At 72.0% G+C, this 15,298-nt stretch carries 13 protein-coding genes; 9 read left to right on the forward strand and 4 right to left on the reverse strand.

Annotated elements, in window-relative coordinates:
• Positions 1-63 precede the first annotated feature (63 nt).
• The 4 genes from manA to ASD56_RS14465 all read left to right on the forward strand — a co-directional run bounded on the left by manA (position 64) and on the right by ASD56_RS14465 (position 6,080).
• Positions 64-1,203 carry a mannose-6-phosphate isomerase, class I gene (manA, locus tag ASD56_RS14450; RefSeq protein WP_055967370.1) on the forward strand — a complete coding sequence of 380 codons (1,140 nt, stop codon included), beginning with the start codon at positions 64-66 and terminating at the stop codon, positions 1,201-1,203.
• Positions 1,204-1,392: 189 nt separating this feature from the next.
• Positions 1,393-1,719, forward strand: a complete 327-nt coding sequence (locus tag ASD56_RS14455; RefSeq protein WP_082541510.1) for a WhiB family transcriptional regulator — start codon at positions 1,393-1,395, stop codon at positions 1,717-1,719.
• 90 nt (positions 1,720-1,809) lie between these two features.
• Complete coding sequence (locus ASD56_RS14460) at positions 1,810-4,665, forward strand: glycosyltransferase (protein ID WP_055967373.1); 2,856 nt, start codon at positions 1,810-1,812, stop codon at positions 4,663-4,665.
• Entirely contained in the window at positions 4,662-6,080 is a 1,419-nt protein-coding gene (locus ASD56_RS14465; RefSeq protein ID WP_055967376.1) for a DUF5719 family protein, read from the forward strand. Before ASD56_RS14460 ends, ASD56_RS14465 begins: the two co-directional genes overlap by 4 nt.
• A 23-nt stretch (positions 6,081-6,103) precedes the next feature.
• On the opposite strand, the gene ASD56_RS14470 is transcribed toward ASD56_RS14465, so the two are convergent.
• Positions 6,104-6,544, reverse strand: a complete 441-nt coding sequence (locus ASD56_RS14470) for a metallopeptidase family protein (RefSeq protein WP_055967378.1) — start codon at positions 6,542-6,544, stop codon at positions 6,104-6,106.
• 99 nt (positions 6,545-6,643) lie between these two features.
• Here ASD56_RS14470 and ASD56_RS14475 point away from each other — a divergent pair, with 99 nt between their 5' ends.
• Together ASD56_RS14475 and ahcY are read left to right on the forward strand one after the other, a co-directional pair.
• Positions 6,644-6,850: a DUF3499 family protein gene (locus ASD56_RS14475; protein ID WP_055967381.1), complete on the forward strand. Its 207-nt coding sequence runs from the start codon at positions 6,644-6,646 to the stop codon at positions 6,848-6,850.
• Positions 6,851-6,889: 39 nt separating this feature from the next.
• The gene (ahcY, locus tag ASD56_RS14480; RefSeq protein WP_055967384.1) at positions 6,890-8,359 is read left to right on the forward strand and encodes an adenosylhomocysteinase; all 1,470 of its coding nucleotides are present in this window, start codon (positions 6,890-6,892) and stop codon (positions 8,357-8,359) included.
• Between the two features lie 3 nt (positions 8,360-8,362).
• Here the strand turns inward: ahcY and ASD56_RS14485 are convergent, their stop codons facing one another.
• Positions 8,363-9,208: an RDD family protein gene (locus ASD56_RS14485; RefSeq protein WP_055967389.1), complete on the reverse strand. Its 846-nt coding sequence runs from the start codon at positions 9,206-9,208 to the stop codon at positions 8,363-8,365.
• A gap of 16 nt (positions 9,209-9,224) precedes the next feature.
• Here ASD56_RS14485 and ASD56_RS14490 point away from each other — a divergent pair, with 16 nt between their 5' ends.
• From ASD56_RS14490 to katG, 3 genes are read left to right on the forward strand one after another with little or no spacing between them, the layout of a single operon-like run.
• Positions 9,225-10,220 (forward strand): stage II sporulation protein M, encoded by a 996-nt coding sequence (locus ASD56_RS14490; RefSeq protein WP_055967395.1) that lies wholly within the window; start codon positions 9,225-9,227, stop codon positions 10,218-10,220.
• 50 nt (positions 10,221-10,270) lie between these two features.
• Positions 10,271-10,708 (forward strand): Fur family transcriptional regulator, encoded by a 438-nt coding sequence (locus tag ASD56_RS14495; protein WP_055967398.1) that lies wholly within the window; start codon positions 10,271-10,273, stop codon positions 10,706-10,708.
• A 33-nt stretch (positions 10,709-10,741) separates the two neighbouring features.
• Positions 10,742-13,051 (forward strand): catalase/peroxidase HPI, encoded by a 2,310-nt coding sequence (katG, locus tag ASD56_RS14500; RefSeq protein WP_055967400.1) that lies wholly within the window; start codon positions 10,742-10,744, stop codon positions 13,049-13,051.
• A gap of 74 nt (positions 13,052-13,125) precedes the next feature.
• Here the strand turns inward: katG and aqpZ are convergent, their stop codons facing one another.
• A complete protein-coding gene (aqpZ, locus tag ASD56_RS14505; protein ID WP_055967403.1) occupies positions 13,126-13,911 on the reverse strand; it encodes an aquaporin Z in 786 nt (261 codons plus the stop codon).
• An 83-nt stretch (positions 13,912-13,994) separates the two neighbouring features.
• Complete coding sequence (locus ASD56_RS14510) at positions 13,995-15,296, reverse strand: DUF58 domain-containing protein (RefSeq protein WP_055967407.1); 1,302 nt, start codon at positions 15,294-15,296, stop codon at positions 13,995-13,997.
• Positions 15,297-15,298: the final 2 nt, after the last annotated feature.

Raw genomic sequence — 15,298 nt, forward strand, 5'->3', positions numbered from 1 at the left:
GCGACCCTGCGCGTCCGGTGCGCGCGCCCGGGGTTCATCGCGGCCCGTTCTACGCTGGGAACCATGCTCGTGCCTCTCTCGAACGACCCTCGCGACTACGCCTGGGGTTCCGCCACGCTCCTCGCGGAGCTCGAGGGTCGCAGCCCCTCGGGTCGCGCCGAGGCCGAGGTCTGGTTCGGCGATCACCCGGGCGACCCTGCCGTGACGGCCGACGGGCGCACGCTGGACGCCTGGCTGGAAGCCGAGGGGCCCATGACCGGTGCCCCCGCGCGACTCCCGTATCTGCTGAAGCTGCTGGCCGCGGCATCCGCTCTCTCCATCCAGGCCCACCCGTCGAAGGCGCAGGCCGAGACGGGATTCGCTCGCGAAGAGGCGGCGGGCATCGCCCGCGATGCCGCCGAGCGCACCTACCGGGACGACAACCACAAGCCGGAGCTGCTGGTGGCGATGAGCGAGGAGTTCCGCGCCCTCGCAGGCCTGCGCGACCTCGACGCCACGCGTCGGCTGCTCGAGGAGATCGGCCCCGGTGCGCGTTCGCTCGCGGAGCGCCTGGAGGGGGAGGATGCGGCACTCGGCGCCGCGATCGGGTGGCTGCTGTCCGAGGACGGCGCCGCCGACGCGCGCGACATCGTGGCGGCCGCGAGCGCCGCGACCTCGATCGAGTTCGCCGCCGAGCTCGAGATGGCGCGCGGGCTCGAAGCGTCCACCCCCGGCGACCCGGGGATCGTCGTCGCCCTTCTCATGAACCTCGTGACGCTGCGCCGCGGCGAGGGGCTCTTCGTCCCTGCCGGGGTGCTGCACGCGTACCTCGAAGGGCTCGGGGTCGAGCTGATGGCCGCCAGCGACAACGTGCTGCGCGGAGGGCTGACGCCCAAGCACATCGACGTCCCCGAGCTGCTGTCGGTGCTGGACGAGACCCCGGGGGCGCCGATGATCGTGCAGCCGCGCGAGGTCTCGACGGGCGTCGACCGGTACGACGTACCGGTGCCCGACTTCGCGCTCTTCCGCGCGCGGGCGGGCGCCGCGACGGTGGTGGCGATCGACGGCCCTGCGATCGCCGTGTCGACCGGGGGAGCCGTCTCGATCGAGGGACGCACGGGGACGACGCGCCTGGCGCCCGGCGGCGCGGTGTTCGTCACGCCGGACGAGCACGAGATAGCCGTCCGCGGCGACGGCGAGGTCTTCGTCGCCGTGCCCGGCTAGCCGCCGATCGCCCGTGAGGAAGTTCTCATCGGACCGTTACTCTTCGCGCCCCGCCGACGGCGCGTCGCGAAGGTTCAAGACAGAGTTGAGGCTTTACTATCTGCGACTTGACCCCGGCGAACTACAAGGGTGTAATTAGGTCCTAACACGCACACCGCGTGCAGGGGGATCACCCGGGGGGAGAACGAGATGACGGCATCGCAATACCGTTCAGGCGTTCCCGACAATTGGTTCGTCGATCCAGTCCAGCTCGGGGTCCCGGGCGTCCGCCGTCAGGCGATGCCCGAAGACGATAATCCGCTGTCCTGGCAGACCGACGCACTGTGCTCGCAGACCGACCCGGAGGCGTTCTTCCCGGAGAAGGGCGGCTCGACGCGCGACGCCAAGCGGGTGTGCACCTCGTGCGACGTCCGCGGCGAATGCCTCGAGTATGCGCTCCAGAACGACGAGCGGTTCGGCATCTGGGGCGGCCTGAGCGAGCGCGAGCGGCGCAAGCTCAAGCGCCAGGCCAGCTGACGAGCAGCATCCGTTCCATCGATCTCGATCTCGGGCTCGCGGCGCGTGCGACCACGCCCCGCCGACCGGTCCGCCTAGGCTGACGGGGCCATGCCCGCTCGAGTTCACGCCATCCTCGTCGTGCGCCCTGACGGCCGCACGCCTGCCGCCTATCACCTGCGACGCACGCTCGCGGCGCTGAGCGAGCAGAGCCGCCCCGTCGATGTGCTGACCATCGTGCTGTGCGGCGGCGATGAGATCCTTTCCGAGGTCGCCGGCTCGTCCGCCGCCGAGTCGGTCGTGACCGCACCGGGCTCCACCGGCTACGCCGAGGCGCTCGCGCTCATCACCCCCCGCCTGGACGGCGATGCGGTGTGGCTTCTCGCGCAGGACACCGCGCCCGAACGCGAGGCGCTGGCCCGCCTGGCCGGCACGCTCGAGGTCTCGCCCTCGGTGGCGTACGTCGCGCCGAAGCTGGTGCGGTGGGACGACCGCTCCGAGATCGTGTCGATGGGCGTCGGGATGACGCAGCTCGGCCGCACCGTGGGGCTCGCGGACGGCGAGCTCGACCAAGGTCAGCACGACGGCCGCGATGACGTGCTCGGCGCCGACGTCCGAGGTCTGGTCGTGCGGGCAGACGCCTGGCGCGACCTCGGCGGTCTCGATCGGGCACTCCTCGGAGCCGATGAGGGCCTCGATCTGGGGGTGCGGGCGCGCCTCGCCGGTGCGCGCGTGACGCTGGTGCCGTCGGCGCTGGTCGCGACCGCGGCCGACGGCGTGGCCGGGCTGCCCTCTCCGCTCACGGCCGCCCGCCGCCGTCGTGCGGCGTTCGCGTCGCGCGTCGCGCAGCTGCATCGCCGGCTGGTCTACGCGCCGGCCGCGGCGGTGCCGTTCCACTGGCTCGCCATCCTGCCGCTTGCGCTGTGGCGCACGGTGCTGGACCTGGTGCGCAAGGAGCCCGGCCTCATCCTTCCGGAATGGGGTGCGGCGGTCGTCGCGATGGTCCGCCCGGTCGCGGTCGCACGCAGCAGGCGTCGCCTTTCCGCGGGGCGAAAGGCGTCCTGGTCGCAGCTCGCACCGCTGCGGGCCAGCCGGACCGAGCTCCGCGAGCGGCTGGGCGACCAGCTCGACGACGACGGCGGGGCAGGTCAGCATCGGCGGAGCGACCTGCGCTTCTTCGCCGGCGGCGGCGCCTGGCTGGTGCTCGCGGCCCTCGTCGTCTCGGCCGTGTCGTTCACGGCCCTGCTCGCGTGGCCGGTCCTCGGCGGAGGCGCTCTGCAGCCCTTGAGCTCGACGGTCGGCCAGCTCTGGGCGGACACCGCATTCGGGCAGCGCGCGCTCGGCCTCGATGTCGTCGGACCGGCGGACCCCTTCGCCTTCGTGGTGGCCCTGCTGGGCTCGCTGTCGTTCTGGGATCCCTCGCGCGGACTCGTCGTGCTGTGGATCCTCGCGCTTCCCCTTGCCGCACTGGGTGGCTGGTTCGCGGCGACGCGCGTCACCGACCGATCCCTGCTGCGGCTGTGCGGCGGAGCGCTGTGGGCCCTCGCGCCGACGCTCCTCATCGCACTGACTCAGGGCCGTCCGGCCGCCGTCATCGCGCACCTGCTGCTGCCGTGGCTGTTCGTCGCCGCCACGGTCGCGCATCGGTCGTGGGCGGGCGCCGGCGCCACATCGCTGCTGCTGGCCGCCGTGATCGCGACCGCTCCGTCGCTGGCCCCCGCGCTCACCGTGCTGTGGCTCGCCTCGATCGTGCTCGCGCTGGTGCTCCGGGCGGGGCGCGGCCTCGCGCGTCTCGTGTGGACCGTGGTCCCGACCCTCGTGATCGCGGGCCCGCTGATCTGGAGTGCGATCCGCCGGGGCGAACTCTGGGGCCTCCTCGCAGACCCCGGCGTGCCGTGGGCCGGACCCCAGGTCGCCCCCGATGCCGCCGGTCGTGCCCTGCTGGCGGCCGGGATCCCGACGAGCGACCTCGCAGGCTGGATGACCATCCTGCCGGACGGGCCGACGTGGTGGGTTCCGCTGCTGGTCGCCCCACTCGCGCTGCTCGCCCTGGCGGCTCCACTGACCCAGCGATGGGCCGTCGGAGTGGCGCTGCTGGTGGTCACCGCCCTGGGCGTCGCCACCGCGTTCGCCGTCGTGGGAATCTGGGTCTCGTTCGAGCAGTCCCTTCCGGTGGCGATCTGGCCGGGTGCGGCGCTGAGCCTCGGTTGGCTGGGCGCCGTCTGCGCCGCGCTCGTCACGCTCGACGCGGGCCTGGCGCCTCGTCTGGCACTCGCCCGCGGACTCGCGGCGACGGTGGTGCTCGCGGCTGTCGCGCTCCTCGCGGTGCCGGCCCTCACGGCGATGGCGCGGGGAACGTCGACCGTGGCGAACGGGCCCGAGAGCACCCTGCCGGCCTACGTCGCCGCCGAGGGACGCGACGATCCGGATGTCGGAACCATCGTTCTCACGCCGCAGAACGCCTCCGGCATCTCAGTACGGGTGGTGTGGGGCGGGAGCGAGACCCTCGGCGGTCAGACCACGCTCCTCTCCACGCGCACGGAGTCGAGCGCGGACGACTCCGCCCTCGCCGAACTGGCCGCCGACCTTGTCACCTCCTCGTCGGAGGAGATCGTCGCCGCGCTCGGCGAACAGGGCGTCGCCTTCGTCCTGCTGGCTCCGGCATCCGCGCCGGAATCCGACGCCGCGCGCACGATGCGGCTGTCGGCCTCGACGGCGCTGGACCAGCGCGACAACCTGGACGCCGTCGGAGAGACCACGAAGGGCTCGCTCTGGCGCGTGACGACGGATGTGTCCGAGCGGCCGCAGCCGAGCAGTTCCGTTCGGACCACCGCCGGCTTGATCGCCGCCGTGCAGCTGGCGGTGGTCGCCGCGGCGCTCCTGCTGGCGCTGCCCACCGCCGCGTCGCGTCGTGAGGCGCGCCGGACTCCCCGAGTCGTCGGACCGCATTGGGAGGAGGGGCGATGAGCGACCGTCCTGTGTTCCGCTGGGCGACGAACAGCGCCCGGATGCTGGTGGGCACCGTGGTGTCCGTCGTCGCGGTCGTAGCGGTGGTGACGGCCGTCTCCGTGCCGTGGCCGACGGTGGAGAAGGAGCCGGTGAGCGTCTCGGCCGTCCCGGCGCCCGCGCCATCGGTCATCGTCTGCGACGGCCCGCTCCTGTCGATCGGCCGCGACGTCACGAACGTCGCCGCGCTCGCCGTCGCCACGCCGCAGCGCCTGATCGCCGGGGTGAGCGCCGGCGCGCAGCCGCCGGAGGAGTCCATGCTCTCGGTCGCGGAGCTGTCGTCGGGCGAAGGTCCGGCCGTCTTCACCGCACAGCCGGAGAATCGCGCGAGGGTCGATGTGGCCGCCGCCGGTGCGGCGACGGTCGCGGCCGACGACCTGGCGGGCTTCGCGGCATCGGCGTGCCGTCCCCCGCTCATGGAGTCGTGGCTGATCGGCGGCTCGGCACGGACCGGTGCCGCAGATCTCGTCCTCCTGTCGAACCCCGGCGTGGTCCCGGCGACCGTGCAGCTGACCGTCTTCGGCGCCGAGGGGGCGTCGGCCCCGCCGGGCGGCACCGACGTCGTGATCCCAGCCGGTTCCCAGCGCGTGCTCCCGCTCGCCGGTCTCGTGAGCGGCGAGGAGAGCCCCGTGCTGCGCGTGTCGGCCGTCGGGTCGCCCATCCATGCCTCGCTGCAGACGAGCCTCACCCGCACGCTCACGCCCGGGGGCGTCGACCAGGTGGGGCCGGTGGCCGAACCGCTGCCCGCACAGACCATCACCGGCATCTCGGTGACGCGGTCGCCGGGCGCCGAGGGCGCATCGGATGCCGCGACCGTGCTGCGTCTGCTCGCTCCGTCCTCCGAGACCAGCGCCCTCGTGACGGTGACCCCGGTCGGCCGTGCTGAGCCCGCGCTCGAGCCGCAGACGGTGCCGCTGGTGGCAGGCCAGCCGGTGGAGATCGAGCTGGGCGGCCTCGCGGTCGGGTCCTACACGGTCGCGGTGACCGCGGGCGAGCCCATTCTCGCGGCGGTGTGGCAGACCACGGGCTTCGAGGAGGGGTCCGACTTCGCCTGGTACCTGCCCTCGCCGACGGTGTCGGTGCCCAGCATCTTCGCCGCGCCGAGCGGCCCGCCGCCCGCGCTGACGCTGGTGAATCCGTCTTCCGAGCCGGTGGACATCTCGGTGGCCTCCGAGGACGGCTCGTACCGTCTCGAGCTCTCGGTGCCGGCGCAGGCGAGCATGACGGCGCGTCTCTCGCCCCGGACCGTCTACGTGCTCGATCCGGGCGGCAACGACATCCTCGCCGGGCTCTCGCTCACCGGCGACGGGGCGCTGGCCGGCATACCGGTGTGGCCCGCAGATGCCGCGGCGCCCGAGATCACCGTCTATCCCTGACCCGGCTCAGAGCCGCTGACGGCTCAGAAGAAGCGGAACCGCTCGGGCCCCAGATCCCACGGGTCGCGGTCCAGATACTCCGCCGCCGCGCGGAAGACGCAGCTTTCGATCATCATGCGCCGGTGGAGCTCGTCGTCGCGGTGCAGATGACTCAGCCGCTCGATCGGCAGGCGGTACAGGATGATGCGCTTGGCATCGCTGAGCACCGTCCAGCGGGGGATGCCGTCGTCGTCGGAGGCCGCGGGCATGTCCGCGATCTCGAAGCTCACATCGCGCAGCTCGCTCCACGCCGATCGCAGGAACTCCGCGGCGGTGCCGACGGCGAGATCGAAGCGGTCGACCCGGGTGTCCAGCGGCGGCAGCGGCGGGCGGACGACCGGGCTGCGGCCCTCCCGGCCGTGGCGTCCGTGCCGCGACGGCCGGCTGCGCGCCGGTTCCGTGCTTCGGGTTCGCCGCCACGCCATGGCTCCATCCTAGGGTCGGGGGTCGGGCAGGCGTGCGGATCCGGGGGCGAGGGGCGCGGCATCCCGATCCCGCCCGAAGCGCGGGTTAGTGTCGGGGCGATGCTCCAGAGAACCTGCTCCAAGGTCGGCTGCGCCCGCGAGGCGGTGTCGACGCTCACGTACGACTACGGCGACCAGATGGCCGCCGTGGGCCCGCTCGGCGGCGTCGACGACCCCCACGCCCACGACCTCTGCGCCATCCACACCGACCGCATGTCGGTGCCCAAGGGCTGGGTCGTCGTGCGGCACGAGACGCTGCGGGTCTGAGCGCCGCGGGCTCGGCGCGCCGGGTGCGAGAATAGGCGGATGCCCACCGAATCTCCCGCCGCCGTCCGCTCGCTCGAGTTCGAGGTCGCCGACCTCTCACTGGCCGCCGCAGGGCGCCACCAGCTGCGTCTCGCCGAGAACGAGATGCCCGGCCTGATGGCCCTGCGCGAGGAGTTCGGCAGCCAGCAGCCGCTCAAGGGGGCCCGCATCGCCGGGTCGCTGCACATGACCGTGCAGACCGCCGTGCTGATCGAGACGCTCATCGCTCTCGGCGCGCAGGTGCGCTGGGCCAGCTGCAACATCTTCTCCACGCAGGACGAAGCGGCCGCCGCCGTCGTGGTGGGCCCCACGGGCACGGTCGACGCTCCCGCGGGCGTCCCGGTGTTCGCGTGGAAGGGCGAGACCCTCGAGGAGTACTGGCGCCTCGCGGACCGGATCTTCGACTGGTCGGCCGAGGGCTTCGACGGCCCCAACCTGATCCTCGACGACGGCGGCGACGCGACCCTGCTCGTCCACAAGGGCGTCGAGTTCGAGAAGGCGGGGGCGGTTCCGGATGCCGCGCCCGGCGACTCCGAGGAGTACCGCATCGTGCTCGCGACGCTGCGCGCGAGCCTCGCGAGAGACCCGCAGCGGTTCACCCGGATGGCCGAGGGCCTCATCGGCGTGACCGAGGAGACCACGACGGGCGTGCACCGGCTGTACGAGCTGTTCGCCGCGGATCGTCTGCTCTTCCCGGCGATCAACGTCAACGACTCCGTCACGAAGTCCAAGTTCGACAACACCTACGGCATCCGGCACTCGCTGCCCGACGGACTCAACCGCGCGACCGACGTCCTCATCGGCGGCAAGGTCGTCTTCGTCGCCGGCTACGGCGACGTCGGCAAGGGCTCGGCCGAGGCGCTGCGCGGTCAGGGTGCGCGTGTGATCGTGGGCGAGGTCGATCCCATCTGCGCGCTGCAGGCGGCGATGGACGGCTTCCAGGTCGCCCGCCTCGAGTCGGTCCTCGGCGACGTCGACATCGTGGTGACCGGCACCGGCAACACCCGGGTCGTCACCGCCGAGCACCTCCTCGGCCTCAAGCACCTCGCGATCGTCGCGAACGTCGGTCACTTCGACGACGAGATCGACATGGCGGGCCTCGCCGCCGTCCCGGGCGCCGAGCGCATCGAGATCAAGCCGCAGGTGCACGAGTGGCGCCTGCCCACCGGCCGCAGCGTCCTGGTGCTGAGCGAGGGCCGCCTCATGAACCTCGGCAACGCCACGGGGCATCCGTCCTTCGTCATGAGCGCATCGTTCACCAACCAGGTGCTCGCCCAGCTCGAGCTCTTCACGCGGCCGGACGAGTATCCGATCGGCGTGTACACGCTGCCCAAGTCGCTCGACGAGAAGGTCGCGCGACTGCACCTGGACGCTCTCGGCGTCGAGCTGACGACTCTCACGGACGAGCAGGCCGCGTACATCGGCGTGCCCGTGGACGGCCCGTACAAGCTCGACCACTACCGCTACTGAGGCTCAGCGGGCAGGGAACCCTCTCGGCCCGGTCGGCGTCGCGCCGGTGAGGGCGACGACTCGCGCGTTCTCGAGCTCGAGTGCGCGCAGCTCGCGCTGACGGCGCACGGCGACGACGCCCATGATGAAGGTCTCGGGGTCGACCTGCGGGACCGGTGACACGTGCTCGGCCGCTTCTGCGGCGAGGGATGCCGCGACCCGCGCGCGCGGACCGGGCTGCATGTTCGGGGCGCTCTGCCCGAACTGCGCGAGCCGGCGCGCCAGTCGTTCGGGCAGGCGTGCGACGTCGGCGAGCGCGGCCCACTCGCGCAGCGGCGGCGGCACGTCGAACCCGCCGACCGGCAGGGGAGGGGTGCGCGTGCGCTCCGAGTACGTGCCCGCCAGGAGATCTCCGAGCCGCTGCGAGCGCGGGGTGAACGCTCCGACGAGTGCGGCGACCGCGCCGAGGGTGAACCAGAGCTCAAACGCTCCGACCAGGGCCCGGATGAAGGCGTGGCGGAAACCGGTCGCGCCGCCGTCCGCGCGGACGATGCGGCCGCCCACGGCGAGTTTTCCGACGCTCCGGCCCCGGGAGATCGTCTCGACCGTGGTCGGGATCACGACCGTCACGAGCACGATGACGGCGATGGTCAGGATCGGCCAGATCGCGCCGTCGATCAGGCCGAGCGTTCCCAGCCACGACGTGACCAGCACGAACAGGATCAGGATGCCGACACCGATGAGCATGTCGATCAGCACGCCGAGCGCCCGGAGGAAGAAGCCGACGGGCTGCACGTCCAGTGCCACCGCCTCGCCGGTGAGCACCTCGTCCTGATGGATGTCGATGATCGCGGGACGGCCTTCGGGCATGGGTACAGTAAACCGCATGGACCTCGACGCGCTCACCGCCGCACGGCGCGAGGAGTGGGCGCGTCTGGAGGAGCTGAGCCGTACCCGGCGCCTCACCGGTGCCGAGGTCGATGAGCTCGTCACGCGCTACCGTGCCGCCTCGGCCGATCTCGCCGATGCCAAGACCTCGGCGGGCCGCAGCATCCAGGGCGATCACATCTCGACCATGCTCTCTCGCGCGCGTCTGCGCCTCACCGGAGCGCCCGAGAACGTCCTGCGGCAGCTCCCGCGGTTCTTCCTGCTCCAGCTGCCGGCCGCGCTGTACCGGGTGCGTTGGACGACCCTCGCGATCGCTCTCGGCTTCATCGCCGTCGGCACCGCGACCGCGCTGTGGATCTCGGGCGACCCCGCGCTCGTCGCGACCCTGGGCAGCGAGATGCAGCTCCAGCAGTACGCCGACAGCGAGTTCACCGACTACTACAGCGAGAACCATCCCGCCGCGTTCGCCGGAACGGTGTGGACCAACAACGCCTGGATCGCCGTGCAGTGCGTGCTGTTCGGGATCACCGGCTTCTGGCCCATCATGGTCCTCGTCCAGAACGCAGTGGGCGTCGGCACCGCAGCGGCCATCATGCTGGCCTTCGATCGCGGCGACGTGTTCCTTCTCTACATCGCTCCGCACGGCCTTCTCGAGCTCACCTGCATCTTCGTCGCCGCAGCCGCGGGACTCGGCATCTTCTGGGCGTGGGCGGCGCCGGGCCGCCGCACCCGCGGCGAGGCCCTCGCCGCCGCCGGCCGCTCTCTTGCGACCATCGCGATCGGGCTCGTCTTCGCGCTGGCCGTGGCCGGGCTCATCGAGGGCTTCGTCACGGCGCAGCCCTGGCCGTGGCCGGTCAAGATCGGCATCGGCGCGCTGGCGCTGGCGCTCTTCGTGGTCTACATGGTGGTGGTCGGCGGCCGCGCCGTCCGGAGCGGGGAGACAGGCGACCTGACCGAGTACGAGGCCGGAACACCCACCGTCGTCGCGGGCTGAGCTGCCCGGTTCGGTGTTTTGAACAGATCAAAACAAGCTAGACTCCAGGCATGACGCTTCCCCTCCCCGCCATCGATGCGGTGGAGCGGATCCGCACCGCAGGGCTGCGGGTGACGGACTCCCGGAGAGCCGTGCTCGAGGCCCTGGAGCAGCATCCCCACGCGAGCGCGGACGAGCTGTTCGCGCGAGTCTCCCTCACCGTGCCGCACACGAGCCTGCAGTCCGTCTACAACGCGCTCAGCGACTTCGAAGCCGCCGGAATCGTTCGCCGCATCGAGCCCGCCGGGCGTCCGGGGCTGTTCGAGCTTCGCGTCGACGACAACCACCACCACCTGGTGTGCTCGGGCTGCGGTCGGGTCGAGGACGTCGACTGCGCAGTCGGCCCCGCCCCCTGCCTCACCCCGTCCGATGCCCACGGCTTCTCGATCGCCGCCGCCGAGGTCACGTTCTGGGGCCTGTGCCCGGCGTGCGCCGCGGCATCCCACTGACCACTTTCATCCATCTGTACCCGGAAGGAACCCATGGACACCATCCACGAGGGCGCTGAGCCCATCGGCGAGAACCCCACCGACGCCGATCAGGCGGTCACGCCGATCGACACCCCGGTCGACGAGCGCGAGGACGGCGAGACCCGCCCGCGCCCGAACGACTCCGAGGGCTGCCCGGTGATCCACGGCGGCCAGCCGCACCCGACCACCGGCAACGCCAACAGCGTGTGGTGGCCGAACCAGCTGAACCTCAAGATCCTGGCCAAGAACCCGGCGGTCGCGAACCCGCTCGGCGAAGACTTCGACTACAAGGCCGCGTTCGAGTCGCTCGACCTCGCCGCGGTCAAGGCTGACATCGCCGAGACCCTCACCACGTCGCAGGACTGGTGGCCCGCCGACTTCGGCAACTACGGCCCGCTGATGATCCGCATGGCCTGGCACAGCGCGGGCACCTACCGCATCACCGACGGCCGTGGTGGCGGCGGCGCCGGTCAGCAGCGCTTCGCGCCGCTGAACAGCTGGCCCGACAACGTCAACCTCGACAAGGCCCGCCGTCTCCTCTGGCCCGTCAAGAAGAAGTACGGCCAGTCGCTGTCGTGGGCCGACCTGATGATCCTCGCGGGCAACGTGGCGCTCGAGTCGATGGGCTTCACGACCTTCGGCTACGCCGGCGGCCGCCCGGACGTGTGGGAGCCCGACGCCGACGTGTACTGGGGCCCCGAGACCACCTGGCTGGACGACGAGCGCTACTCGGGCGACCGCGAGCTCGAGAAGCCTCTCGCGGCCGTGCAGATGGGCCTCATCTACGTCAATCCCGAGGGCCCCAACGGAAACCCCGACCCGCTGGCCTCGGCCCGCGACATCCGCGAGACCTTCGGACGCATGGCGATGGACGACGAGGAGACGGTCGCGCTCATCGCGGGTGGTCACACCTTCGGCAAGACGCACGGCGCCGCGCCCGACACCAACATCGAGCACAACCCCGAGGCCGCCGGCCTCGAGCAGCAGGGCCTCGGCTGGAAGAACAACCACGGCACCGGGCACGGCGACGACACCATCACCTCCGGCCTCGAGGTCACGTGGACGTACCACCCGACGCGCTGGGACAACGAGTTCTTCCACATCCTCTACGCGTACGAGTGGGAGCTGATGCGCAGCCCCGGCGGCGGTCACCAGTGGCGTCCGATCAACGGCGGCGGCGCCGACATGGTGCCGCTCGCGCACTCGAACGGGCGCCGCGAGCCCCGCATGCTCACGAGCGACCTGGCGCTGCGCACCGACCCCGCCTACGACGCGATCTCGCGCCGCTTCAAGGACGACCCCGAGGCGTTCGCCGACGCGTTCGCCCGCGCCTGGTTCAAGCTCACCCACCGCGACATGGGCCCGATCGACCGGTACCTCGGGCCCGAGGTCCCGGCCGAGGAGCTGGTGTGGCAGGACCGCGTGCCCGCCGTGGACCACGACCTGATCGACGCGGCCGACGCCGCGGCGCTGAAGGCTCGCGTCCTCGAGTCGGGGCTGACGGTCGCCCAGCTCGTCGAGACGACCTGGGCGGCGGCATCCTCCTTCCGCGGCAGCGACAAGCGCGGCGGCGTCAACGGCGCCCGCATCCGGCTCGCGCCGCAGAAGGACTGGGAGGTCAACAAGCCCGCGCAGCTCGCCACGGTGCTCGCGAAGCTCGAGGAGATCCGGGCGTCGTTCAACGACGGCCGCACCGACGGCAAGAAGGTGTCGCTGGCCGACCTCATCGTGCTCGCGGGCAACGCCGCGGTCGAGAAGGCCGCGCAGGACGCCGGCGTCGAGGCAGAGGTGGTCTTCCACCCCGGCCGCACCGACGCCACGCAGGAGCAGACCGACGTGGAGTCGTTCGCGTTCCTCGAGCCGATCACCGACGGGTTCCGCAACTACTACGGACCGCGGGCGTTCATGCCCGAGGAGCACCACCTGATCGACCGTGCGAACCTGCTGACGCTGAGCGCTCCCGAGCTGACGGTGCTCGTCGGCGGCCTGCGCGTGCTGGGCGCGAACTGGGACGACTCGGACTACGGCGTCTTCACCGACCGCACCGGCGTCCTCACGAACGACTTCTTCGTGAACCTGCTCGACCTGGGCACGACCTGGAAGCCGCTCGACCTCGGCGCGCACGCGTTCGCGGGCGTCAAGGACGGTTCCGGCGAGCACGTCGGGATCGGCACCCGCGTCGACCTGCTGTTCAGCTCCAACTCCGAGCTGCGCGCGGTCGCCGAGGTGTACGCGTCCGACGACGCGAACGAGAAGTTCGTCCGCGACTTCGTGAAGGCGTGGGGCAAGGTCACCGAGCTGGACCGGTTCGACCTGGTCTGACCCCGGCCCGATCCGACGAGAAGCGGCCCGCCCCCGAGAGGGGACGGGCCGCTTCGCCGTTTCGGGGGCGAGCGCTACTTGACGCGTGCGGTGGCCTGGGCCGGCATGACGCCGCGCGGCTCGAACAGTGCCCGGTGCAGGAATCCGGCGAGCACGGCTCCGACGAGCGGGAAGAGCAGGAACACCCACAGCTGGGCGAGCGCTTCGCCTCCGCCGTAGATCGCGGTGGCGATCGAGCGGGCCGGGTTCACGGACGTGTTGTCGATCGGGATCGACGCGAGGTGGATGAAGGTGAGCGTCAGGCCGATCGCGAGCCCTGCGAAGCCGGCGGTGCCGCGCTGCGGGTGCGTGACGCCGAGGATCACGAGCAGGAAGACCGCGGTGAAGAGGACCTCCGCGATGATGGCCGCACCGAGACCGAACCCACCGGGCGAGGCGTCGCCGAAGCCGTTGCTGGCGAAGCCGCTGTCCTGTGCGTTGGTCAGCCAGCCGTCGGGGTGGAAGATGCCGATCAGGACGATGAGGGTCGTGCCCAGGGCACCGCCCACGATCTGGGCGATGATGTACGCCGGGGCTTCTTTCCACTTGAAGCGGCCGGCCGCGGCGAGGCCGAGGGTGACGGCGGGGTTGAAATGGCCGCCCGAGATCGGGCCCCACGTGTAGATGCCGGCGAGAAGCGTCAGGCCGAACGCGAGCGAGACGCCGACGAAGCCGATTCCCAGAGACGATCCGTTCGCACCCGTGCCGAAGTCCGAGGCGAACAGCGCCGCGCCGATCGAGCCGAAGACGAGCAGGAACGTCCCCAGTGCCTCGGCGACGAGCTTCGTGGCCGTGCTGGGCTGGTTGGTGGTATCCGACATGGCGGACTCCTTTCCTCGTCGCGAGGCTATCGCCACGGTCAGCGAATTCCCAGGTAACGCCGGCGGAGTGTCCGCTTTCGTGCTCAGAGGCGTCCCGCGGCCTTGAGGGCGAGATATCGGTCGGCGATGCGCGGGGGGAGTCGATCGGGCGTGTCGGCCAGCGCCTCGCCACCGGCCCGGGCGATCGCCGATGCGACGGCCGCGGCATCCCGAGCCGTCCGCTCGCCGGCCGCCGCCCGATACACCGCTGCGGCGTCGGGGAGGAAGTCGTCGGGGATGTGCTCCTCGGTCACCGTGCCCACGAGCACCGTCGTGCGCCGGGAGAGCGCCGGCAGCGAGCCGAGGAAGCCGCGCGCGGCTTCGGGCGCGTCCTGCGCGGTGAGCAGGACGACCAGCGACGGCCGCGAGGTGAGGAGCCGGATCTGCGCGAACGCGGCGTCCCAGTCGGTGTCGATCAGCTGCGGCTCGACGGGAGCCATCGCGTCCACCAGAGCCGGCAGGAGCGCCGGGCCGTCCACGCGCGTGACGCGGGCTCGGGTCACCCGATCGAACATGAGCAGGTGGACGTGGTCGCCGGCTCGGGAGGCGAGCACGGCCAGGAGCAGCGCGGCCTCCATCGCGGCATCCATGCGCACGCCGTCGCCGACACGAGTGGCGGCCGTCCGGCCCGAGTCGATCATGATCACGACGTGGCGGTCGCGCTCGGGTCGCCAGGTGCGGAGCATCGTCGTCGTCGACCGCGCGGTCGCGCGCCAGTCGATCGAGCGGACGTCGTCGCCCCGCACGTACTCGCGCAGACTGTCGAACTCGGTGCCCTGACCGCGCACCTGCACGCTCGTGTTGCCGTCGAGCTCGCGCAGGCGCGCCAACCGCGAGGGCAGGTGCCGCCGGGCGGTGAAGGGCGGCAACACCCTGATCGCGCCGGTGGAGTCGAGCTTCGCCTGGCGCCCGGCGAGGCGCAGCGGTCCGTCCGATCGCACCACGGCGAAGCGCGTCGAGAGCTCGCCGCGCCGGCGCGGCAGCAGCGGCATCCGGAAAGCCCTGCTCTCGCCGGGAGGGATCGTCAGGGCGATCCGCTCCTGCGGTGCGCCGGCCGTGGGCTGCCACGCATCCCGGAACCGGCCGCGCACGGTGCGGGTGCCGGTGTTGCGCAGCCGCACCTCGACCGAGGTGGGCTCGCCGAGCAGCACTCGGCCGGGAAGCCGCCGCTCCACGCGGATGCGCCGGGGGTCGGGCGCCGCCACGGTGTCGACGAGGGCGAGGATCGTGCACAGCAGCAGCCAGCCCGCGGTCGCCGCCCACGCGTCGATGCCCGCGGCCGAGAGCAGCACGACGGGCACCGCGCCGACGGCGACGAGGAGGGGGAAACGGCCGGAGACGAACATGT

The organism is Microbacterium sp. Root166, from assembly GCF_001427145.1.
Taxonomy (GTDB): Bacteria; Actinomycetota; Actinomycetes; order Actinomycetales; family Microbacteriaceae; genus Microbacterium.